This is a genomic window from Yinghuangia aomiensis, from assembly GCF_039542225.1.
In the GTDB taxonomy this organism is placed as follows: Bacteria; Actinomycetota; Actinomycetes; order Streptomycetales; family Streptomycetaceae; genus Yinghuangia; species Yinghuangia aomiensis.
On sequence record NZ_BAABHS010000012.1, the window covers coordinates 76,870 to 97,340 of the forward strand.

Genomic DNA, 20,471 nt, shown 5'->3' on the forward strand with positions numbered 1-20,471 from the left:
ATTAGGTGGGGCTGGTGTGACTTGTGAGGTAAATGTGGCAGGAACGCAACCCAAAGCGGCAATGGCGCCGGAATGAAATCCGATACCGCGAGGGCGGCCGCGACGCCCGGGATCGTCTGCCCGGCGGGCGAATAATCCCGCGCAAAGTCGGCAGGCCCCCTCACAGCACCGGAAGGCGGCGGTATGGCGACGTACAGCGAGATCCGTGAAGCGACGCTCGCAAGGACCGAGGAGACTCGCGAGTTCCGCGAGGATCTGGCCCGGCACCCGGAACTGGCGTGGCAGGAGCACCGCACCACCGAGAAGATCGAGGCGGAGCTGGCCTCGATCGGCTTCAGCCCCGTCCGGGGCAGTCGCGGCACGGGTGTCATCGGGGAAGTCGGGCCGAAAGACGGTCAGGTCGTCGTGCTGAGCGCCGACATCGACGCTCTGAAAATGCCCGACAAACGCAACGTCGAGTACCGGTCGCGGAAAGCCGGCGTCCATCACGGCTGCGGCCACGACGTCACGACGGCGGGGTTGGTCGGCGCGGCGCATGTCCTCAAAGATCTTGACGACCGCGGGGAACTGGCCAACCGTGTCCGGTTCGTGTTCCGGCCGGCCGAGGAAGACGGCGTCGGCGCCGCCGTGATGGTCCGGGAGGACAACGTCCTGGAGCATGCGGTGGCAGCCTATGGCCTGCACTGCTGGCCGACGATCCGGATCGGCCAGTACGCCGTCCGCCAGGGGCCGACGCAATACAGCGCGCACCGTGTCGAACTGGAGCTGTCCGGTCCGGGCGGCCACACCGCGCGTCCGGAGGAGAGCGAGAACCCGGTCGAGGTGGGAGCCGACCTCATCGTCGGCATGCGCGACGGGCTGCGGAAGCTCTACGCGAACGTGCCGGAAAGCGACCGTCCGGTCCTGGGCTTCGGCCGCTTCAGCGCCGGGACGACGATGAACGTCATCCCGGATCACGGAGACGGCTTGGCCACGCTGCGTTCCCCGACCATGAAGACGTACCAGGCCGCGCCGCGAGAACTCATGAAGATCGCCGCGAAGATCCTGCGGAAGAACGGCTACACCGGAGCCAAGGTCAACCTCATCGACCTGCTGCCACCGGTGATCAACACCGCGGAGCCCGAGGTCCGCGCGATCCTCGGCGCGGTGGTGGGCGAGGAGAACGTGGTGCTGTTCGAAGGGTCCCGCGGCGGCGACGACTTCGCGTTCTTCGGCACGGGGGTCCCGGAGGAGAACGGCCGGAAGGCCATTCCGGGCGTGGACATGATCCACTACACGCAACTGGGGGTCGTGCCCATGGGCATGCCGCTGGTCGACAGCCGCCGAAAGCTGCACACTCCGACGTTCGATACCGACCCCCGGGCACCCGTGATGGCCGCGGTGCAGTTCGCCGCGCTCGGCGCCACCCCGGTCCGGCCGCGGGAACGCGTCGGCGAGCGGGCGCTCTTGCTCGCGCGCTGACTCCGGTCGGCGGCAACCCGGGCGCGCGGGCGGCGGTCCCGTTGCGCGGACGCCGCCACCGCGCCGCCGGTTAGCGCGCGGTTAGCGCGCCGCGAACCGGCGGCGAACCGGCTGCTCCGTAGAACCGGTAGCGGGTCGGACGGCAGCGTGCCGTCCGCCGGCGAAGGGATTCACGGATGCGCAATCTCCCCACGCGGCACCGCACGCGCCTGCACCGGACGACGGCCGGGGCAGGCGCGGCGGTCCTCGCGTCGCTGCTGGTCCTGTCGGCATGTTCGTCGGGCGGGTCGGACGGCGGCAAGGACGGTGTCGCGTCGCTCGGCGACGGCAAGGGCTCGTCCGCGCCGCCGAAGGCCGCCGCGGGCGACAAGGGCGACATGGTGAAGTACGCCGGGTGCATGCGCGAGCACGGCATCGACATGCCCGACCCGAACGCGGACGGCAGCATGGCGGTGATGGCGATGCCGGCGGCCGGCGGGGCGGACTCGGCGGAGATGAAGAAGATGGAGGACGCCTCCAACGCGTGCCGCCAGTGGCTGCCGAACGGCGGCGAGGTGTCCGAGAAGGACAAGGCGGCGCAGCGCGAGAACGACCTCAAGCTCGCCAAGTGCCTGCGCGAGCACGGCATGGACGTGCCGGACCCGCAGCCGGGCCAGAACGGGTTGGCGATCGGCCAGGACGCGAGCGACCCGAACAAGTCGGATGCGGCGTTCAAAGCCTGCATGCCCGGCTCGGGCGACGCGCCGAGCGTGACGGTTCCGAAGTGACGGGGCTCGGGCCGGGCGGGATCCTGGATCCCGCGCCGGGGTCGGACGACACCGCCGAGTACGCGCCCGTCCGGTCGCGGCGTTCCGCCGTTCGGACGCGCACGTTCGCGATCGCCGGTGTCGCCGCCGTGCTGGCGCTCGGGGTGGGCGGGGCGGTGGTGTTCGCGCCGGACGGCGGCGGCGGCAAGACGCAGAACCAGTCGCAGTCGACGAAGGCGAAGGCGCCGGTGGTCCGCGGCGATCTGACGGTCAGCGAGGAACTCGGCGGCGTGCTGGGCTTCGCCGGAACGGGCACGATCTACGCGCAGCAGCCCGAGTCGGGCGGCGGCATTCCCCCGGGTGCGGGTGACGGCGGCGGCGCGAGTGCGCCTCCGGGTGGCGGTACCGCGTCGTCGCCGCCGCCGTCGCGGACCCCGGACACCAAGCAGCCGGGTACCGGCCGCCCCGACGACGGGCTGTCCGGTCCGCGGATCTTCACCGAACTGCCGAAGGTGGGCGACGTCGTGCGGCAAGGCGCGACGGTCTACCGGGTGAACGGCCGTCCGGTGCCGCTGTTCGTCGGCGACGCGCCGCTGTGGCGGGCGCTCGGCAAGGGCGTGGCGAACGGCAGCGACGTGCGGATCCTGGAACGCAACCTGGTCGCGCTCGGCTACGGCAAGGATCTGCAGGTCGACGACAAGTTCACGGACGCGACCGCGGCGGCCGTCCAGCGCTGGCAGAAGGCGCTCGGTGTGCCGCAGACCGGCCGGGTCGACCCGTCGGCGGTCGTGGTGCAGCCCGGCGCGGTCCGGGTGACCGCGCTCAAGGCGTCGGTCGGCGCGCCCGCCCAGGGCGAGGTGGCCGCGGTCTCCGGCACGAACCGGCAGGTGACCGTGCCGCTGCCGGTGGACAAGCAGGCGCTGGCCCGCAAGGGCGCCAAGGTCTCGGTGCGTCTTCCGGACGGCCGCACGACCCCGGGCACGGTTGCGGAGATCGGGACCGTCGCGACGAAGAACGAGGGCGACGGCGGCGGTGCCCCGCCCGGTGGCGGCGGCGGCAAGCCGGTGATCCAGGTGACGGTGACCCTCGACAAGCCCGACGAAGCCGGGGCGCTGGACGGTGCGCCGGTGAATGTCGGGTTCACCAGCCAGAGCCGTACGAATGTGCTGTCCGTTCCGGTCAACGCTCTCGTCGCGCTCGCCGAAGGCGGTTACGCCGTCGAGGTCGTCGAGCCGTCCTCCGGGACGTCGCGCCTGGTGGGGGTGACGCCCGGGCTGTTCGCGAACGGCCGCGTCGAGGTGTCCGGCAACGGGCTGGCCGAGGGGCAGAATGTGCGGGTGCCGTCGTGACGCGGGCCGCGGGCCGGTTCCGCCGGACCGCCCGACGCGCGGAGGAGCCGGGGTTCGGGGAGCCGGACCCGGCGCACGGCAAGCATCTGGCGCCCGAGGTGATCGCCCTGCGTGCGGCGACCAAGACGTACGCGGGTGGCCTCACCGCCCTGGACCATGCGGATCTCACCATCCGGCAGGGCGAGTTGCTGGCGATCGTCGGCCCGTCCGGATCGGGCAAGTCGACGCTGCTCAATCTGATGGGCACGCTCGACCGGCCGACGTCGGGCCGGGTGGAGGTCCTCGGGCACGACGTGGCCGCACTGTCCGACCGGCGGCTGTCCGCGGTGCGGGCGCGCTGGATCGGCTTCGTGTTCCAGCAGTTCTTCCTCGCCCCGCACCTGACGGCGTTGGAGAACGTCGCGAACGGGCTGCTGTACCACGGCATCGGGCACTCGGGGCGGCGCGACCGCGCGGCGGAGGCGTTGCGGCGCGTGGGACTGGGGCATCGGCTCGACCACCGTCCGCACGAACTGTCCGGCGGCGAACGGCAGCGCACCGCGATCGCGCGCGCGGTCGTGGCCCGGCCCCGGATCGTCCTCGCCGACGAACCGACCGGCGCGCTCGACTCGGCATCCGGCGCGGCCGTCGTCGACCTGCTGCGCGACTTGAACGCGCAGGGCACGACGATCGCGGTCATCACGCACGACCAGGCACTGGCCGCGGCCTTGCCGCGGCGGGTGCGGATCCTGGACGGGCGAATCCGCGAGGACGGGCGGACGGTGCTGTCCGCGGCGCAGCCGGCCGGCTCCGGTCCGGAGGCGGCGTCGTGACCGGTCCCTTCGAAGCCCTTCCCTCCCCCGCGCGGCTGGGGCCGAGGGACGTCCTCGTCGTCGGCCTGTCCGGCCTCCGCGGCCGCAAATTGCGCGCGGCGTTGTCGGCCCTGGGCATCGCCATCGGTGTGGCGGCGATGGTTGCGGTCGTCGGCATCGGCACGTCCAGTCAGGCGGAACTCGAGCAGCGCATCGCGAAGTTGGGGACGAACCTGCTCACCGTCGCGCCCGGCAGCAGCTTCTCGGGCGGCCAGGTCGACCTGCCGGTGGACGCCGACGCGATGGTGCGCCGCATCGGCCCGGTCGAATCCGCGACCGCCACCGGGGCCACCAAGGCCGCGGTGCGCCGCAACGACCGGATCGACGCGAAGATCACCGGCGGCATCCAGGTCGCCGCGGCCCGCGAGGACCTCCTGGCCACCGTCGGCGGGCAGCTCCGCAGCGGCCGTTTCCTCGACCCGGCCACGTCGGGCTACCCCACGGCGGTCCTGGGTGCGAAGGCCGCGGACCGCTTGGGCGTCGACGCGCCGGGCCGACAAGTGTGGCTGGGCGACCAGTGGTTCACGGTCATCGGCATCCTCGACCCGGTGCCGCTCGCTCCGGAACTGGACACGAGTGCCTTGGTCGGCTGGCAGGCCGCGACCCGCTACCTCGGGTTCGACGGCCATCCGACGACCGTCTATACCCGGACGGCGGACTCCGCGGTCGAACAAGTCCGCGACGTCCTCGCGCCGACCGTCAACCCGAAGAGCCCCAACGAGGTCCGCGTCAGCCGCCCGAGCGACGCCCTGGCGGCACAGCTCGCGGCGAAGGACACGTTCAACGCGCTGCTCCTCGGGCTCGGCGCGGTCGCCTTGCTGGTCGGCGGGGTGGGCGTGGCGAACACGATGGTGATCGCGGTGTTGGAACGCCGCCAGGAGATCGGCCTCCGCCGCGCGCTGGGTGCGCACCGCGGCCAGATCCGCACGCAGTTCCTGACCGAGGCCGTAACACTGTCGGGCTTGGGCGGCATTGCCGGAGCCGTGCTGGGCGGCGCGGCGACGTATGCGTACGCGGCCGCCAAGGACTGGCCGTTCAGTATCCCCGCGGGTGCGCTGGCGGCGGCGGTCGGCGCCTCGGCGCTGGTCGGGGCGATTGCCGGGCTGTATCCGGCGGGACGGGCGGCACGGCTGACGCCTACGGAGGCGCTGGCGGTGGGGTGAGGGAGGGGCGGGGCGGCGGTCGGCCGTTGCGCGGCCCGCCCCGCCTCCCTACGCCTCCGCCGCGCTTCCTGTCTCCCTACGCCTCTCCCGCGTTCCCGGCGCTTCCCGCGTTCCCGCGCACCAGCGTTTCCGCGAGCCGGGTCGCCGCGCCCGGGGTCAGCTCGGTGTGTCCCACCAGCAGCCGGTACCAGAGCACCCCGAAGACCTGGTCCACCATCAGGTCGAGGTCGGCGTCGGCCGCGAGTTCGCCCCGGTCGCGGCCGCGGCGCAGCAGCGCCAGCAGCGCGTTGCGGCGCGCCTCGGTGAACTCGCCCATCATGGCCGCCAGATGCGCGTCGTGGGCGGCTTCGCGGGCCAGCTTCGCGAGGACGGGCGCGGTGTCGGGGGCCGCCGCGCCCGCGAAGCTCGCGGTGACGAACGCGGTGAGGTCGGTGCGCACGTTCCCGACGTCGGTCTCCGGCACGACGTCGTCGGCGTGGCTGGTCAGGGCTTCGAGCAGCACCGCGCCTTTGGACGGCCACCACCGGTAGATCGTCTGCTTGCCGACCCCGGCCTCGCGCGCGATGGCGTCCACGGTCACCGGCCTGGCGGCCTCGCCACCGCCGCGCAGCAGCCGCATGGCGGCGGCCAGGATCGCCCGTCGGACGTCGTCGTTGCGGCGGCGCCCGGTGTGCGGGCGGGGCTGCGCCGGGTCGGGGCCGGGCGGGGGTTCGGGGTCGTCGGTGCGCATGCCTGGACTATATAGGTTGACGAGACTCGCAGTCTCGACAACACTCATGTCATGCCGAGACCGTGAGTCTCGACAAAGCGCACCTCCAGGCATAAGGAGCACAGCCATGTCCTTCACCGGTCAGCACGTCGTGGTCATGGGCGGCACCTCGGGCATCGGCGAGGCGGCCGCGGCCCGGTTCGCCGCGGACGGCGCCGAGGTCGTGGTCACCGGCCGCGACCGGGCCCGCCTCGACGCCGCCGTCGAGCGCATCGGCGGCAAAGTCGAAGGCCACGTGCTCGACGGCACCGACCCCGAGCAGATCGCCGCGTTCTTCGCCGGACACGGCCCCATCGACCACTTGGTCCTCGCCTTGAGCGGATCCTCCGGCGCGGGTCCGCTCGCCGCCCTGGACCTGGGCACGGAAGGCGACCTGGCAGCCGGTTTCGCGGGCAAGTTCTGGCCGTTCGTCCGCATCCTCCAGGCGGCCCTGCCCACGCTGCGCGGCGACGGATCGGTCACCTTCGTCACCGCCGCGTCGGCCCGCGCCGCTTTCCCGGGCACGTCCGGCCTGGCCGCGATCAACGGCGCCCTCGAAGCGATGGTCCCGCCGCTCGCCGTCGAACTCGCCCCGCTGCGCGTCAACGCGGTCTCCCCGGGCGTGGTCGACACCCCGTGGTGGCACGGCATGCCCGACGACGCCCGGGCCACGTTCTTCGACGGCATGGCCGCCGCCACCCCGGTCGGCCGGGTAGGCCGGCCCAGCGAAATCGCCGCAGCCATCGCCATGCTCGCCGGCAACGGCTTCGTCACCGGCGTGGTCTTCGACTGCACGGGCGGCGCGAACCTGGCGACGGGGCGGTAAGGCGGCGGGAACGCTGCCGGGCGGCTTCGGCGCGTGCGCGGCGAGCTCCGGCTCCGGCTGGAGCCGAGGCGCGACTGGACGGCGCGACGGGGGCGGCCATCCTCATCGCGCCGCAACGCGCCCCGGGAGAGCCTGCCGCGCGGAGCGAGGTCGCGCCGGGCCCGCTCCCCCCGCCGCATCCGGCGGCGCCTCGGGGCGACCGCGTGGCATCGGCCTGGTGTCCGCTGGTTCCGGCGTCGCGTCGGCAGCCGGCCTCACCCCGCGGGGCAGCCCAGTTCCTCCCACCGCCACTGCACCACGTCGACGGCCGCGTGGATCCCCGGCGTCGGCGGGCCCGCGGCCTCACGCAGCAACGCCACGGCGTGGACCTTGCGCCCCGCCAGGATCAGGCGATCCACCTCGGCCCGCGCGTCGCCGGAAAGCCGTCCCCACACGATGTCGTCCACCGCTCCATGAAACGGCACACGACCGGTCGGCCGCCGCACGGGTAACCGTCGCTCGACGCTGTCCACAATGCGCGGCAACGGGAAGCTGTGGCAGACCGGTTCGCTACGGTCGGGCGGCAACCGGACCGTTCGGACGAGCGATGGGCGATCACATGTCGGGTACCTCGGTCGGTCGGGCTCCGCATCCGGACGTGCTGCGGGAGTTCGCACGCCTGGGCGGTTCCGTCGACGCGGACTTCGAGCCGGGCGCCTGGGTCGAGGACACGCCGCTCGGGCCGCGGCGCGTGCCGCCCGCGTTGCAGGCGATCCTGGCGGTCCGCTGGCCTGCCGGGCACGTCCTGCGCACCGACGAGGACGACTACCTGATGACGTTCCCCCAGCTCGTCGACGGAGATCCGATCGCGGACGACCGCGCCCTCATGGTGATCGCGTTCAGCGAGACGACGCAGTACTACTGGGTCGTCGACCTCGACGACGAGCGTCCGGACGATCCGATGGTGCACGACATCGACCACGGGGACGCCGACGAGGGGGACTTCGACCAGCCGCAACGCCTGTCGGCGCTGCTCGCGACGCTGGTGTCCGGCTGATCCGCGCCGGGTGCGGGCTCGGTGCCGAGCCCGCGCACCGCGCCCCGCCGTCAGCGCTGCGGCACCCCCGCCATCACCTGGCCGAACCGTGCCGAGCCGTTCACGTGGGCCTGCTGCCCGTGCCACTGGACGTCAAGGGGTTCCGCTACACCCTCGTGCCACCAGTAGGCGCGGGGGCTCAGCGGCTGCATGCCGCGGGTGAGTTCGTGGCCGGTGGCGAACATCGCGGACACCGTCTCGGGGATGCGCTGGTTGCGGATCGGGACGCTGATCAGCGTGTTGTCGTCGGGGAACGCGACGAGGGCGCCCGCGGGCAGGTCCGCGCCGAGGGCCTCGCCGAGGCGGGTCAGCTGGGCGGTGGCCGGCCAGCCCTGGCCGACGAACGCGTACATGTCCGCGCCACCGGGGGCGTCGAACTCGCTGCGCGCGAAGTGCTCGCCGCGCAGGTTCGTCGCGGACTGCAGCCACACGTCTTCCGCGCCCATGCCCCACGCCTGCGCCATGGGGACCTCGGCGGTGACGATCTGCCCGTCCGGCAGCTTGACGCACGCCACCGCGACCAGCTCGTCACCCAGCGGCCACACCATCGCGGGCGGCGCCAAGTGCGGGCCGGGCCGCGTCACGACCAGCCGCAGGTCCAGGCGGACGCGATCCACGGGCGCGCCCGCGAGCATCTGCCGCAGGTCGCCGCCGGGCCCGCTCGCCGGCCCGCCGGGACCCGCCGCACCCCCGACCGCACCGGGCGGCATGCCCGGCCCGCTGCCGGGTCCTCCGCCGACCGCGACCGGCTGCCCGGTCGGCGGGCCGTACTGGGCGGGCTGCCCCGCGGCGGGCGGGCGGTTGCGGCGGAACATCGCCATGGATCGGATCCTCTGGGGGCCGGCCGCCGCACACGGGGGCGTGCGGCGAGGTGCGGGTGTGACCCCTTGTGTCTACCCGGGCCACGTCCCGCCGTGCAAGCATGCTCCGCGCTGCCGCGCGGAGACCCGCGTCCCCGGCGCTGTCACGCCGCCCCGGCCACGGCGTCGAAGACCCGGCGCAGCTCCTCCAACGCCTCGCGCTGCGCCCGCTCCGGGTCCTCCGCGCGCCCTATCGTCTTCGCGGACTCGCTGAGTCCGCCGAAGAGCAGCCGGGCCAGCGGCTCGACCGGCCGCGGCGCGATCCGCCCGCCCGCGATCGCGCGCTTGACCCCGACGTACATCTGCTTCACGCACTGCTCGGTCACCTCGTCGACCGCTTCCACCCCGAGCGCCCCCGGCGCGTCCAGCAGAGTGATCCGCTGCACGCCCGGGTCCAGGCTCATCCGCAGGTACGCCTTGCAGCCCTCGTAGACCGCGTCCCACAGGTCCTCGTCGGCCTTCGCCAGGTACGCGGCCGCGACCTGTTCGGCGATCTTCCCTTCCTCGGCCACATACACGCCGAGGAACAAGTCCTCCTTGTTGCGGAAGTGGTGGTACAGCGCGCCCTTGCTGACGCCCGCCCGCGCGCAGACCGCGTCGAGCGACGTCCCGCCGTAGCCCTCGGCCGCGAACAGGTCGCGGGCCGCCGTCAGCAGATCCGCGGTGGTCGCGTCGGAACGCTGCTGCTGCGTGCGGCGGGTGCGGGGGCTCGTCGAGGTGGCCATCCACCTATTGAACCCCAGCCCCGCCGCACGTGAGGAGACCGCTGCCACCGACGGCTACCCGGTCGGCCCCAGGCGCGCCGCCGCGAGCGTGCGCAGCGTGTGCGCTGCGGTGAACGCGTGCCCGCGCCGGTTCCCGTGCAGCCCGTCGCTGCCGTACAGCGACGGGTCGGCGGACGCCGCGTGGTTGGTGAAGTCGACGTGCACCGCGCCGTGCCGGCCGGCGATGGCGGCGGTCAGGTCGTTGAGCCGGTGCAGCCGGTCGCGCAGCGGGCCGCGGAGTTCGTCGGGGATGTACGGGCTCCCGGAGCAGTCGTACAGTCCGAACGTCACCACGTCCGCCCCGCCCGCGCGGAGTGCCGCCACCATCGCGTCGATGTCGGCCGCCACCGGTTCGGGTTCGAAGCGGCTGCGCAGCAGGTCGTTGCCGCCCGCGAGCACCGCGGCCAGGTCCGGCCGGAACTCCAGAGCACCGCCGAGCTGCGTTTCGCGGATCGCCGCGGCCCGCAGATCCCGCTTGCCCAGGTTGAGGTACGCGAACGCCTGCTCCCCGGAAGCGCGTTCGAGTGCCTGGGCGACCGAGTCCGCCCAGCCCTGATCCGGGAACCCTTCGGTGGCTTCCCCGATGCCCTCGGCGATGCTGTCCCCGATCACCGCGAACCGCCGCCAGGGCGCCCCGGCGAGCAGCGCGGCTTCCTCACCCGCGGCCAAGCGGTACGCGAGCGGCTCGGCTCCCCGGCTCATGTGCGTCGTGGTCATACCGTCATCTCCTTGCGTTCGCCTACCGGCGCTTCCGCCCCGGCGTCCCGCCGCGCATCCGCCGGTGCCCCCGCTGCCGCGGCGGCCTTCGCCAGCCCGATCCCCGCCGCCGCGGTCAGCAGCGCCAGCCCGGCGAAGATGAAGAACAAGTCCCGGAACGCGTCCGTCCCGTGCCCGGCCTCGCGCTGCATCACGGTGGCCAGCGCCGCGATGCCGAGCGCCCCGCCGACCTGACGTGCGGTCAGGTTCAGTCCGGTGGCACCCGCGAATTTCACCGGCGGCACGGACAACGCCGCCGCGCTCGACACCCCGGTGCTCACCGCGCCGATGCCCAGGCCGAGCAGCACGCCCGTCGGCAGCCACAGCGTGAGGAACGCAGGCTGTTCCGGCACGGCCAGGCCCAGCCACAGCGCGGTGACCGCGAGCACAAGCGCCCCGCCGACGACCGCCGTCCGCGGCGTCACCGCCCGCGCGAGCTTCCCGACCGCGAGCCCGGCCGCGGCCGACACGACCGCACCGTGCGTCATCGCGAACCCGGCCCGGAGTTCGGAGTAGTGCCACACCTGGGTCAGGTACAGCACACCCAGGAGCATCCACGGGTAGAGCAGCATGCCGAACAGGAACGAGACGACGTTGGCGTAGGCGTACGGCCGACTCCGCCACAGCCCCACTTCCAGGCCCGGCCGCGGATGGCGTGCCGCGCGGGCCACCGCGGCGACGATCAGCAGCAGTCCGCCCGCGATGCAGGCGAGCGTCCGCGCGTCGTCCCACTGCCAGGTCGATCCTTGCGAGACGCCGACGACCAGGGCGCCGATCCCGCCCGCCAGCAGCGCGGACCCGGCGAGATCGGGGGTGCGTTCGCCGCTCCGCGAGTCCGCGGCGACGCGGGTGAGCAGCGCCAGGCCGATGCCGATCGGCACGGTGATCAGGAACACCGAGCGCCACCCGAACACGTCGACGAGGATCCCGCCGAGGCTCGGCCCGAGCGCCGCGGCCAGCGACGCGGACGCGGACCACGCGCCGATCGCCGCCGCCCGCCGGGCGGCCGGTATCTGGGCCAGCACGATGGCCAGCGAGGCGGGCACCAGTGCCGCCGCGCCCAGCCCCTGCACCGCCCGGGCGACGAGCAGCGTCGCGAGGTTCGGTGCCGCGGCGCAGGCCGCCGAGGCGAGCGTGAACACCGCGATGCCGGCCCGGTAGAGGCCGCGGCGGCCGACGGTGTCGGCGAGCCGCCCCGCGGGGGCGAGGAGTGCCGCGAAGGCGATGGCGTACAGCGACATGACCCAGGTCAGATCGGCGACCGAGGCGCTGCCGAAGTCCCGCTGCAGGTCCGGGACGGCGAGGTTGGCGATCGTCACGTCGAGCAGGGAGACGAACGATCCGCCGCAGGCGAGGAGGAGAACGAGTGCGGAGCCGGCTTTGCCGTCGGCTCCTCCGCGTTCGGCATCGCGTTCTGAACCGGGTTCTGAATCGGGTCCGGAATCGGGTCCGGAATCGGGTCCGAGGTTGGGTTCGGGGTCGTGCAGGGGTGGCCGCATCTCCGGCGTCCTTCCTTTTACATACCGACGGTCGGAATGTTAGGAGTCGACGGGATCCCCCGTCAACGCGGTTTCGGAGCTGCCGTGGAGCACCTTGCCAAGCTGGCAAATCTCGACGAGGAAATTCCCCGCCCGCAGGCAGAACCTTTCAACGCGCGGGTCGTTAGGCCTTCCGTGGAAGGGTTGGACGTAGTGGTGTTCGGACCGGTCGACGCGCTCGCGCGGCTTCGCATCCTCCTGCGCGAGACGGGCGACTTGATGGAGGCCGACCCGGTGGTACCGGATGACGACGACCCCACGCACGGGTCCTGCTTCATGCGCATGACCCGACCCGGCGGCGGGCCGGATGCGTACCGCGCGAGCGGCCGCCGAGGATCGCCGGCAGGCTTCCTCGCACCCCTGGCGGCCTTCCTGCGGCGCCCAGCGGATCAGGCCCGCCGCCGACCGCCCCAGGGACCGGGACGCCACCGGGCGAACAACTCGGTCGGTTAGCCGGTCCCGCGGGATCCTGCGGCCTTGCGGCCGGAGGTGACGCAAGCGGGCCGCCCACTGCCCGGGGCGGCCCGCTTGTCATCTGTCATCTGGTCATCTGCATCTGCCATCTACCGGCGCGCTTGACTCTTACCGCGCACTAACGCGCCTGGCGCGCAACGCTCTTACCGCTCGGCTTCGTCGCCGGCCGCACCGGCGACGAGATCGCCCGGCGGCGAGCGGTGGAGCGAGCCGGGCACGCTCCGCAGGCCGTGCTGGACGCCGAACGGCGCCACCTCAAGGGCGTCGCCGCGAGCGGCCGCTGTCCGCGCCCGACGGCGGCGATGAGCGCGCCCGCGCAGCCGGCCGAGCCGGAGGCGACGTTCGCACGCTTGCCGGAGCGGTTGCCGGGGGCGCTGGACTGAGAAGCCTTTGTGGAAAGCGACTCGGCGGGCTTGGCCCTGCGGCCAGTTGCGTGACAAGGACCCTGTGCCCGGACGGCGTCACCCGCCCCTTTAGGCTCGTGCCGTGGCTGATGACCAGGAGCAGACGCGGCCGTCGGGAGTGTGGGCCACGGCGGTGGGAGTGGCCAAGGTGCGCGCCTTGGAGACCGAGCGGGACAACGCGCTGTTCCGCGACCCGCTGGCGCGGGCTTTCGCGGCCGCCGGTGGGCGGTGGCCTGCTTCGCCGCCGCTGTCGGAAGACGAGGCCGCGCGACGCCGCCGGTTGGCCGTGTCGTTCTCGATCGTCGTCCGGACGAGATTCCTGGACGACTTGTTGCGCGAGGCGTCCGCGTCCGGGGTCCGGCAGGTCGTCCTGCTCGGCGCCGGCATGGACAGCCGGGCGTTCCGGATGGAATGGCCCGGGGGAACCCGGGTGTTCGAGGTCGACACCGCCGCCCCGCTGGACTTCAAGGCCGAGGTGCTGCGCCGGGAAGGTGCCGTCGCGCGCTGCGAACGGATCACCGTCGCGGTGGATCTGCGGGCGGACTGGCCGCGCGCCCTGTCCGCCGCGGGGCACGACCCGACCGCGCCGACCGTATGGATCGCCGAGGGACTGCTGATCTATCTGCCCGAGGATGCGGTGGAGTTGCTGCTGGCGCGGATCGGCACGCAGTCGGCGGCCGGCAGTCGGCTGGGGCTGACGCTAGGCTCGCGCGGCGTGATCGAGCGGTTCGGCGCGGAGGCCGCGCCGGGATCGGCGGCAGCCTTGTGGGTTTCGGAGATGCCCGACGACCCGGTGCGTTGGCTGGCCGCGCACGGCTGGGAAGCCGAGAGCCACACTCTGCGCGAGCGGGCTGCCGCGTACGGCCGCCCGATGAGCAGTCCGGAGCGGCGCGAGGAACGGCCCGGCGGGCTGATCTCGGCGGTACGTCGCTGACGCGGAGAACCCGCCCTATCCCCCGACCTGCTCCCCCAGTTCCTCCCGCGACAAATACGCGTGCGTGTGCTCGTAGTCCGACAACGCCCCTGTCCGGCCTGCCAGGAATCCCAGCCGGATGAAGTCGTCCCCGGCGAACGCGTGCATCCCCCACGCCGCCGCCACCCGGGCCCGCGACCGGAACCCCGGCAGCGCCATCAAGTGGTACCCGCGCGTCAACGCCTGCGCGGGCAGACCCCGCAGCTCGCGCCCGAGCGGCCGCGCGACGGCCTCCGTCCCGCCCAAGTCGACCACCAGCCCCAGGTCCTTGTGCCGGAACTCCCGGAACCCGCCGCCCTTGATCCCCGCGATCACGTTGTGCGCCGCGACCCGCGCCTGCCGCATCGCGTACTGCGCCGTCGGCGGGCAGATCGCGCCGTCGCCCTTGTCCACGTCGGGTACCGCCGCCGCGTCCCCCAGCCCGAACACGTCGCGCCGTCCCGGCACCGCCAGGTCCGACCCGACCGCCAGCCGTCCCCGGACCGTCTCCGATCCGAGCGTCCCGATCAGCGGACTCGCCGCCACCCCCGCCGTCCACACCAACGTCCGGCACGGCAGGACCTCACCGCTGGTCAGCGTCACCGAGTCCGCCCCCACCGCCGTCACGCTCGTCTCCAGCCGCACGTCGACGCCGCGCCGCGCCAGAATCTCCAGCGCCGCCCGCCCCAGGTTCTCGCCGAGTTCCGGCATGAGCCGCGGCGCCATGTCCAGGACCGTCCACCGCACCTGCGACGGGTCGAGCCGCGGGAAGTGGTCGAGCGCCGACGACGTCACCATCTCCAGGCACGCCGCCGTCTCGACGCCCGCATAGCCGCCGCCGACCACCACGAACTGGCAGCGTGCCCGCCGCTCGTCCTGGTCCAGACTGCTGTTGGCGAGTTCGAGCTGCGCGATCACGTGGTCGCGCAAGGCGACCGCCTCCGCGAGGTTCTTCATGCCGCGCCCGTACTTGTCGAGCCCGGGGATGTCGAACGAGCGCGTCACACTTCCGGGGCACAGCACGATCTGGTCGTACGCGATGTTCACCAGCTCGCCCGTGATCTTCCGGACCACGCACACCTTCGCGTCCAGGTCCACGCCGATCGCCCCGCCCGGCACGATGTGCGTGCGCTTGAGCATGCGGTACAGCGGCACCGCGATCGACCGGCTGGATATCACCCCGGCCGCGACGTGCGGCAGCAACGGCAGGTACAGCATGTAGCCGCCCGGGCTGATCAGCGTGATCTCGGCTTCCTGCGGACCGAGGTGCTTCTCCAGGTGCCGGACGGTTTCGAATCCGGCGAAGCCCGCGCCGACCACGAGGACTCGGGATCGCTCCATGGGATGCCCTCCGTCGACAAACGGCTCGACACAACAACTGGACCATCCGAGTGAACGCCCGGATTTGTCCAACATAGGGCGATATCCCGGGGGTCACATCTCGACGAGTCGGCACATCACACGGCCACGACGCGTCCGCAATTCACGCGGCCGGCCGCCGCGCCCGCCCCGCCGCATACCCGGCCACCACGGCGAACACCGGCAGCACGATCAACCCCGCCGCCGCGTTGAGACCTCCATAGCCGGCCACGTCCAGCACCGACCCGGCGACCGCGCCGCCCGCCGCGCCGAACAGGTTCATCAGCAAGTCGGACGCGCCCTGCACCCGCGGCCGCTCGGCCGCCGGCACGGACTCGGCCAGCAGCGACGACCCGGCCACCATCGAGCACGACCAGCCCAGCCCGAGCAGCAGCAGACCCGTCATCGTCACCGGCACGGTGCTCCCGGACAGGCCCGCCACGAGCACGGCCGCCAACAGCACCACCTGCCCGACGGCGATGACCGGGATCCGCCCGACCGTGTCGGCAGCCCACCCCACCAGCGGCGAGAACGCATACATCCCGACGATGTGCAGGCTGATGGTCAGGCCCACGATCGTCAGGTTCGCCCCGTGGTGCTTCATGTGCACCGGCGTCATGGCCATCACGGACACCATCACGGCATGCCCGAGCACCACCGATGCCAGCGCCAACATCGCCGGCCGCGACGCGCGCACGACCCGCCACGACGACCGCAGCGAACCCGCCTGCTTGGGCCGGGCGGCCGACGCACCGGCCTCCGGACCCGGCCCACCCGCGGACGCCGCGGACGCCATCCGTCGCGACGTGAGCAGCGGATCCGGCCTCAGCAGAACCCACATGATCGCCCCGCCGCCCGCAAAGGCGACGGCGGAGAAGACATACGGCCCCGCCAGCTCCGGCAGCGCCAGCGTCCGCCCGACGGCGGCTCCCGGCGTGTTGAGGTTGGGTCCGACGACGGCCCCGAGAGTCGTGGACCACACCACAACGGCGAGCGATCGGGCCCGGGTCCGGTCGTCGGCGAGATCGGCGGCGGCGTAGCGCGACTGCAGGTTGGCGGCGCTCCCCGCGCCGAAGACCACCAGCGCGGCAAGCAGGAGCGGGAACCACCCCAGCACCGCCGCGAGGATGACCCCCAGCGCGCCGACGGTGGCGGCGCTCCAGCCGAGGCTCAGCGCCATGCGGCGGCCGCGCACGTCGGCAACGCGCGCCAGCGGCAGCGCGAACAACCCCGCCCCGAGCGTGATCGCGGTGACGGCGAAGCCGGACCACGTCTGCGACCCCGACAAGTCTTCGGCGAGCAGTCCGCTGACCGCGAGCGACGAACCGACGCCGACTCCGCCGACCACCTGGGCGAGCACCAGGATCCGCACGGTGCGCCGCTGGATCCGGGCGACCTCGGCATCGGAAAGCACGTCGTCCGGGCCGCCCCCGCCGCGGCGGGATATCTCGGCATCGGTGCGCTCGGGCGCGGTCATCGTGGGTCACCACCGGGCGGACGTGTCGGGATTTACGCAACGGACCTGGCAAGGCCCCGGTCACGCCGAACCCGAAGGGAGCAGACGAAGGACAACAGACAAAACAACCGAGAGAACAACAGACAGAACCACAGCCAAGAGCAGCAGGCAAAGAGCCGCCGGCAACAGCATGCAATGCAGCCCAGCGACCCCAGCCGTCAGCCGTCAGCCGTCAAGCCAAAGAGCGCAAGTCCAGGCATCACCCACCGCGTCACCGCAGCGCGGGCTCGCCTACCACCGCCATCACCCGGTCCACGTACGCCGCCTTCTCCCCCACCGGCGCCGCGTAGTCGATCGCCGCCCGAGCGGCCGCCTCACCCACCGTGCGCGTCAGCGTCCACGCGGCGAGGTACTGCGAGGCCAGGCACCCGCCCGCCGTGGCGATGCCGCCCTCGGCGTGGAACGGCGCGTCCAGCACGGTCACCCCGCACGCCTCCACCCACGGCCGCGTCGTCGTGTCCGTGCACGCCGGCATCGACCCGAGCAGTCCCAGCTTGGCCAGTACCAGCGCCCCCGAACACTGCGACCCGACGAGCTGACGCGCCGGATCGAGCGGCAGCGCGGCAGCCAGCCCCTCGTCGGCGACGACGTCGCGCGTCTTGATCCCGCTCCCGACCAGCACGACATCCGCCTCCGCGGCGAACTCCAGAGGCCGCTGCCCCCGCACCTCCACCCCGTTCATCGACGTGACGACCGGTGTCGGCGTGGCGAGATATGCCGTGATCCCCGGCGCGCGGTTGATCAGCCCCGCCGCGATGAAGCTGTCGAGTTCGTTGAACCCGTCGAACGTGACCACCGCTACCTGAATGTCCGTCACCCCAGAGCCCCCACACACCGCCGAAAGTTCCCGGCCCAGTCTGACGTGCCCGACCATCCGGGGTCAGCAGCCAATCACTCCAAGGTGGCCTGCCGCCGCACCCCAAGCCGAACCCCGAACCCGAACCCGAACCCGAACCCGAACCCGGCACCGAAGCGGTCTCAGCCGTCCCCGTCCCCGTCCCCGACCTCGTTCCGCCACACCATCCCCGCCGCGAACCCCAAGTCGGTGAACCGCGCCCCCGGAAAAACCGCCCCGTACCGCTGCTCGAACTGCCTCCGGCTCAGGTACCGGTCGCTCAGCAAATGCGCGAGCCACGACCGGCTCGTGCGGAACCGGTAGAGCCACCACGCGTCCCGGCGCCCGAGGCGGGCGATGTCCCGCGGGAGCTCGTAGGCGGCCCCGGTGACGTAGGCCCAGCGGGGTGCCGCGGGCACGTCGGCCACGTTGTCGGCGAGGATCACCGTCCCGCCGGGCCGGACCAGGCCGCGCAGATGCCGCAGGGCCGCGTCGAGGTCCGGCACGTGGTGCAGGGTCGCCAGGCTGAGCACCAGGTCGAAGCCGTGGTCGTCGGCGATGTCGTGCAGGTCGAGGGCTTCGTAGCGGATGCGCGCGTGCGGGCGGCGCAGGCGGGCGGTCTCGACGAGGGCGGGGCTGAGGTCGGCGGCGAAGATGTCGTCGTAGGTGGCGGCGAGGGCGTGGGCGTGGCGGCCGGAGCCGCAGCCGGCGTCGAGGGCGCGGCCGCCCGCGGGGGCGAGCTCGGCGAGGGCTTCGGTGAGCCATTCGCCGAGGGGGTCGTGGAGGTCGGAGTAGCGGGCGTAGTCGCCGGCGAAGGAGTCGAAGGACTGCGGATCGACGTGCCCGCCCCGCATGCCGTGCTGCCTTTCCGCCGGTACGTCCCGAACGTCCGCCCGTCCGGCCATTCGTGCCTCCCCGACGTGCGCACGGGTCGCTCTTGACATCGCAGCTCCGTACCGGTGCGCTGATCATTGACACGATCAAGAACACCGCCACGACCCACAACGCCCGACCCGCTGGGATTCTTCCCCGACCGATCGAGGATGCCGCCCCATGTCGTTCGTGCTCATCGACAAGCCGCGCCCGCACGTCACGCTGATCACCCTGAACCGACCGGAACGGATGAACGCCATGGCGTTCGACGTGATGGTCCCGTTCCGCGAGGCCCTCGAGGAGGTCAGCGCGGACAACGATACGCGGGTGGTCGTGATCACCGGCGCGGGGCGGGGCTTCTGCTCCGGCGCGGACCTGGAGAGCTCCGGGCGGATCCCGGGGGTGAAGGGGCTGACGCGGACGTCGATCGCGCGCCGGTCGATGGAGATTCTCGACGATGTGATCCTCGGGCTGCGCAAGATGCACCAGCCGGTCATCGGCGCGATCAACGGCCCGGCGATCGGCGGCGGGTTCTGCCTGTCGGTGGCGACGGACATCCGGTTGGCGTCGGAGAGCGCCTACTTCCGGGCCGCCGGCATCAACAACGGCCTCACGGCGAGCGAGCTGGGCATCAGCTATCTGCTGCCGCGGGCGATCGGTTCGTCGCGCGCGTTCGAGATCATGCTGTCCGGCCGGGACGTGGACGCCGCCGAGGCCGAACGGATCGGGCTGGTGTCCCGGGTGGTGCCGGAGGAGAAGCTCCTCGACGAGTGCCTCGACCTGGCCGACCGCATCATCGGGTTCAGCCGGGTCGGCGTCGAGGTCACCAAGCGCATGCTGTGGTCGGGCCTGGAGGCGGGCAGCATGCACGCCCACATGGACGCCGAAGGCCACGCGCAGCTGTATGTCCGGTTGACCACGCAGAACTTCGAAGAGGCGATCATCGCCCGGAAGGAGAAGCGGGTTCCGGAGTACAAGGACTGACGGACCTGGCGTGTGCGGGGGCGACCCGGTCGGCGGCGGCCGGCTTCGCGGGCCGGGTCGCGAGCCACGGTCCGGCGAGGATCAGCGCGGTGCCGGCCGCGGTGGCCGGGGTCAGGTCCTCGCCGAGGACCAGCACGCCGAGCAGCACGGCGACGATCGGGTTGAGGTAGGTGATGAGCGCGGCCCGTCCGGCACCGGCTTCCGCGATGAGCGCGTAGAACGCGAGGAACGCGACGGCCGTGCACACCAGTCCCAGGGCCAGGAGCGACCCGATCGCCTTGCCGCTCGGCACCTCCGTGGGCGCGGTTGCGGCGGCGAGCGGCAGCAGCGCCGCGGTGCCGATGCTCATCGTGGACGCGACCAGGCCGAGCGGGGCGACGTCGCCGAGGCGGCGCTTGACGATGAGGGTCGCGCACGCATACCCGAACGTGGCCAGCAGCACCATGCCCGCGCCGAGCAGGCCGAGCCGGTCGCCGGTGAGGTCGAAGCCGACGAGTGTCGCCACGCCGCCGAGGCCGACCGCGAGGCCGACGGCGCGCGGCCCGGACACGCGTTCGGTGGCGTCGAGCTTGAGGGCGAGCAGCGCGATGATGATCGGCTGCGCGGCGATGAGCAGCGCGGTCAGCGACGACGAGATGTGCACCTCGCCGTACGAGATGAGCAGGAACGGCCCGGCGACGTGCGTGAACGCCAGCAGGACGACGGTGGGGACCCGGCCGCGGAGCGCGTCGAAGGCGCGGCGGCGCAGGGCGAGCGGCACGAGGACGAGGGCGGCGATGCCGGTCCGGGACGCCGCCACCATGGGGGCGGAGAGTTCGTCGACGGCGACCTTGATGAACAGGTACGACGTCCCCCACAGGACGGACATGGCGGCGAAGAGGATCCAGGCTTTGCGGGTCATGGGTTCATCGTGCTGTGCTGGGATCGACAGCAGAAG

At 72.8% G+C, this 20,471-nt stretch carries 22 protein-coding genes; 11 read left to right on the plus strand and 11 right to left on the minus strand.

Features of this window, described 5'->3' with window-relative positions; translation table 11 throughout:
- The first annotated feature begins 183 nt into the window (after nucleotides 1-183).
- The 5 genes from ABEA93_RS18075 to ABEA93_RS18095 all read left to right on the plus strand — a co-directional run bounded on the left by ABEA93_RS18075 (nucleotide 184) and on the right by ABEA93_RS18095 (nucleotide 5,570).
- Nucleotides 184-1,461: a M20 metallopeptidase family protein gene (locus ABEA93_RS18075; protein WP_345676616.1), complete on the plus strand. Its 1,278-nt coding sequence runs from the start codon at nucleotides 184-186 to the stop codon at nucleotides 1,459-1,461.
- A gap of 176 nt (nucleotides 1,462-1,637) precedes the next feature.
- The gene (locus ABEA93_RS18080; protein WP_345676617.1) at nucleotides 1,638-2,228 is read left to right on the plus strand and encodes a hypothetical protein; all 591 of its coding nucleotides are present in this window, start codon (nucleotides 1,638-1,640) and stop codon (nucleotides 2,226-2,228) included.
- Nucleotides 2,225-3,556, plus strand: coding sequence for a peptidoglycan-binding protein (locus ABEA93_RS18085; RefSeq protein WP_345676618.1), 1,332 nt, complete (start codon nucleotides 2,225-2,227; stop codon nucleotides 3,554-3,556). Before ABEA93_RS18080 ends, ABEA93_RS18085 begins: the two co-directional genes overlap by 4 nt.
- A gap of 86 nt (nucleotides 3,557-3,642) precedes the next feature.
- Nucleotides 3,643-4,368, plus strand: coding sequence for an ABC transporter ATP-binding protein (locus tag ABEA93_RS18090; protein ID WP_345676771.1), 726 nt, complete (start codon nucleotides 3,643-3,645; stop codon nucleotides 4,366-4,368).
- Entirely contained in the window at nucleotides 4,365-5,570 is a 1,206-nt protein-coding gene (locus tag ABEA93_RS18095) for an ABC transporter permease (RefSeq protein WP_345676619.1), read from the plus strand. Before ABEA93_RS18090 ends, ABEA93_RS18095 begins: the two co-directional genes overlap by 4 nt.
- A 76-nt stretch (nucleotides 5,571-5,646) precedes the next feature.
- On the opposite strand, the gene ABEA93_RS18100 is transcribed toward ABEA93_RS18095, so the two are convergent.
- Nucleotides 5,647-6,300, minus strand: coding sequence for a TetR/AcrR family transcriptional regulator (locus ABEA93_RS18100; RefSeq protein ID WP_345676620.1), 654 nt, complete (start codon nucleotides 6,298-6,300; stop codon nucleotides 5,647-5,649).
- A gap of 106 nt (nucleotides 6,301-6,406) precedes the next feature.
- Between ABEA93_RS18100 and ABEA93_RS18105 the strand changes: the two genes are divergently transcribed.
- Complete coding sequence (locus ABEA93_RS18105; RefSeq protein WP_345676621.1) at nucleotides 6,407-7,144, plus strand: SDR family oxidoreductase; 738 nt, start codon at nucleotides 6,407-6,409, stop codon at nucleotides 7,142-7,144.
- A 254-nt stretch (nucleotides 7,145-7,398) separates the two neighbouring features.
- Here the strand turns inward: ABEA93_RS18105 and ABEA93_RS18110 are convergent, their stop codons facing one another.
- Nucleotides 7,399-7,590, minus strand: a complete 192-nt coding sequence (locus ABEA93_RS18110; protein ID WP_345676623.1) for a hypothetical protein — start codon at nucleotides 7,588-7,590, stop codon at nucleotides 7,399-7,401.
- A 140-nt stretch (nucleotides 7,591-7,730) separates the two neighbouring features.
- Between ABEA93_RS18110 and ABEA93_RS18115 the strand changes: the two genes are divergently transcribed.
- Nucleotides 7,731-8,180, plus strand: a complete 450-nt coding sequence (locus tag ABEA93_RS18115; protein ID WP_345676624.1) for a hypothetical protein — start codon at nucleotides 7,731-7,733, stop codon at nucleotides 8,178-8,180.
- Between the two features lie 50 nt (nucleotides 8,181-8,230).
- Here ABEA93_RS18115 and ABEA93_RS18120 read toward each other — a convergent pair whose 3' ends face one another.
- From ABEA93_RS18120 to ABEA93_RS18135, 4 genes are all read right to left on the minus strand, one after another.
- Nucleotides 8,231-9,040, minus strand: coding sequence for a DUF1444 domain-containing protein (locus ABEA93_RS18120; protein WP_345676625.1), 810 nt, complete (start codon nucleotides 9,038-9,040; stop codon nucleotides 8,231-8,233).
- A gap of 143 nt (nucleotides 9,041-9,183) precedes the next feature.
- Complete coding sequence (locus tag ABEA93_RS18125) at nucleotides 9,184-9,804, minus strand: TetR/AcrR family transcriptional regulator (RefSeq protein WP_345676626.1); 621 nt, start codon at nucleotides 9,802-9,804, stop codon at nucleotides 9,184-9,186.
- A 54-nt stretch (nucleotides 9,805-9,858) separates the two neighbouring features.
- Nucleotides 9,859-10,560 carry an SGNH/GDSL hydrolase family protein gene (locus ABEA93_RS18130; RefSeq protein ID WP_345676627.1) on the minus strand — a complete coding sequence of 234 codons (702 nt, stop codon included), beginning with the start codon at nucleotides 10,558-10,560 and terminating at the stop codon, nucleotides 9,859-9,861.
- Nucleotides 10,557-12,098 (minus strand): MFS transporter, encoded by a 1,542-nt coding sequence (locus ABEA93_RS18135; protein ID WP_345676628.1) that lies wholly within the window; start codon nucleotides 12,096-12,098, stop codon nucleotides 10,557-10,559. The genes ABEA93_RS18130 and ABEA93_RS18135 overlap by 4 nt, the downstream gene beginning before the upstream one ends.
- Nucleotides 12,099-12,182: 84 nt before the next feature.
- On the opposite strand from ABEA93_RS18135, the gene ABEA93_RS18140 reads away from it, so the two are divergent.
- From ABEA93_RS18140 to ABEA93_RS18150, 3 genes are all read left to right on the plus strand, one after another.
- On the plus strand, nucleotides 12,183-12,590 hold the full coding sequence (locus ABEA93_RS18140) for a hypothetical protein (protein WP_345676629.1): 408 nt from the start codon (nucleotides 12,183-12,185) through the stop codon (nucleotides 12,588-12,590).
- A 251-nt stretch (nucleotides 12,591-12,841) separates the two neighbouring features.
- Complete coding sequence (locus tag ABEA93_RS18145) at nucleotides 12,842-12,994, plus strand: hypothetical protein (protein WP_345676630.1); 153 nt, start codon at nucleotides 12,842-12,844, stop codon at nucleotides 12,992-12,994.
- 139 nt (nucleotides 12,995-13,133) lie between these two features.
- Entirely contained in the window at nucleotides 13,134-13,949 is an 816-nt protein-coding gene (locus ABEA93_RS18150; protein ID WP_345676772.1) for an SAM-dependent methyltransferase, read from the plus strand.
- A gap of 15 nt (nucleotides 13,950-13,964) precedes the next feature.
- Here the strand turns inward: ABEA93_RS18150 and ABEA93_RS18155 are convergent, their stop codons facing one another.
- The 4 genes from ABEA93_RS18155 to ABEA93_RS18170 form a co-directional block, all read right to left on the minus strand.
- Nucleotides 13,965-15,308, minus strand: coding sequence for an NAD(P)/FAD-dependent oxidoreductase (locus ABEA93_RS18155; RefSeq protein ID WP_345676631.1), 1,344 nt, complete (start codon nucleotides 15,306-15,308; stop codon nucleotides 13,965-13,967).
- 142 nt (nucleotides 15,309-15,450) lie between these two features.
- Complete coding sequence (locus ABEA93_RS18160) at nucleotides 15,451-16,803, minus strand: MFS transporter (protein ID WP_345676632.1); 1,353 nt, start codon at nucleotides 16,801-16,803, stop codon at nucleotides 15,451-15,453.
- Nucleotides 16,804-17,053: 250 nt separating this feature from the next.
- Nucleotides 17,054-17,650, minus strand: a complete 597-nt coding sequence (locus ABEA93_RS18165; RefSeq protein ID WP_345676773.1) for a DJ-1/PfpI family protein — start codon at nucleotides 17,648-17,650, stop codon at nucleotides 17,054-17,056.
- Between the two features lie 170 nt (nucleotides 17,651-17,820).
- Entirely contained in the window at nucleotides 17,821-18,582 is a 762-nt protein-coding gene (locus ABEA93_RS18170) for a class I SAM-dependent methyltransferase (RefSeq protein WP_345676633.1), read from the minus strand.
- Between the two features lie 148 nt (nucleotides 18,583-18,730).
- Here ABEA93_RS18170 and ABEA93_RS18175 point away from each other — a divergent pair, with 148 nt between their 5' ends.
- Nucleotides 18,731-19,534: an enoyl-CoA hydratase gene (locus tag ABEA93_RS18175; protein WP_345676634.1), complete on the plus strand. Its 804-nt coding sequence runs from the start codon at nucleotides 18,731-18,733 to the stop codon at nucleotides 19,532-19,534.
- On the opposite strand, the gene ABEA93_RS18180 is transcribed toward ABEA93_RS18175, so the two are convergent.
- Entirely contained in the window at nucleotides 19,491-20,435 is a 945-nt protein-coding gene (locus tag ABEA93_RS18180) for a DMT family transporter (protein WP_345676635.1), read from the minus strand. The genes ABEA93_RS18175 and ABEA93_RS18180 overlap by 44 nt on opposite strands.
- Nucleotides 20,436-20,471 lie beyond the last annotated feature (36 nt).

Bases quoted from the DNA above. Each gene is read 5' to 3' on its own strand.
- ABEA93_RS18175 (WP_345676634.1), top strand. From the start codon at position 18,731: ATGTCGTTCGTGCTCATCGACAAGCCGCGCCCGCACGTCACGCTGATC.
- ABEA93_RS18160 (WP_345676632.1), bottom strand. From the start codon at position 16,803: ATGACCGCGCCCGAGCGCACCGATGCCGAGATATCCCGCCGCGGCGGG.
- ABEA93_RS18180 (WP_345676635.1), bottom strand. From the start codon at position 20,435: ATGACCCGCAAAGCCTGGATCCTCTTCGCCGCCATGTCCGTCCTGTGG.
- ABEA93_RS18155 (WP_345676631.1), bottom strand. From the start codon at position 15,308: ATGGAGCGATCCCGAGTCCTCGTGGTCGGCGCGGGCTTCGCCGGATTC.
- ABEA93_RS18075 (WP_345676616.1), top strand. From the start codon at position 184: ATGGCGACGTACAGCGAGATCCGTGAAGCGACGCTCGCAAGGACCGAG.
- ABEA93_RS18130 (WP_345676627.1), bottom strand. From the start codon at position 10,560: ATGACCACGACGCACATGAGCCGGGGAGCCGAGCCGCTCGCGTACCGC.
- ABEA93_RS18100 (WP_345676620.1), bottom strand. From the start codon at position 6,300: ATGCGCACCGACGACCCCGAACCCCCGCCCGGCCCCGACCCGGCGCAG.
- ABEA93_RS18105 (WP_345676621.1), top strand. From the start codon at position 6,407: ATGTCCTTCACCGGTCAGCACGTCGTGGTCATGGGCGGCACCTCGGGC.
- ABEA93_RS18080 (WP_345676617.1), top strand. From the start codon at position 1,638: ATGCGCAATCTCCCCACGCGGCACCGCACGCGCCTGCACCGGACGACG.
- ABEA93_RS18125 (WP_345676626.1), bottom strand. From the start codon at position 9,804: ATGGCCACCTCGACGAGCCCCCGCACCCGCCGCACGCAGCAGCAGCGT.
- ABEA93_RS18115 (WP_345676624.1), top strand. From the start codon at position 7,731: ATGGGCGATCACATGTCGGGTACCTCGGTCGGTCGGGCTCCGCATCCG.
- ABEA93_RS18170 (WP_345676633.1), bottom strand. From the start codon at position 18,582: ATGGCCGGACGGGCGGACGTTCGGGACGTACCGGCGGAAAGGCAGCAC.
- ABEA93_RS18135 (WP_345676628.1), bottom strand. From the start codon at position 12,098: ATGCGGCCACCCCTGCACGACCCCGAACCCAACCTCGGACCCGATTCC.
- ABEA93_RS18120 (WP_345676625.1), bottom strand. From the start codon at position 9,040: ATGGCGATGTTCCGCCGCAACCGCCCGCCCGCCGCGGGGCAGCCCGCC.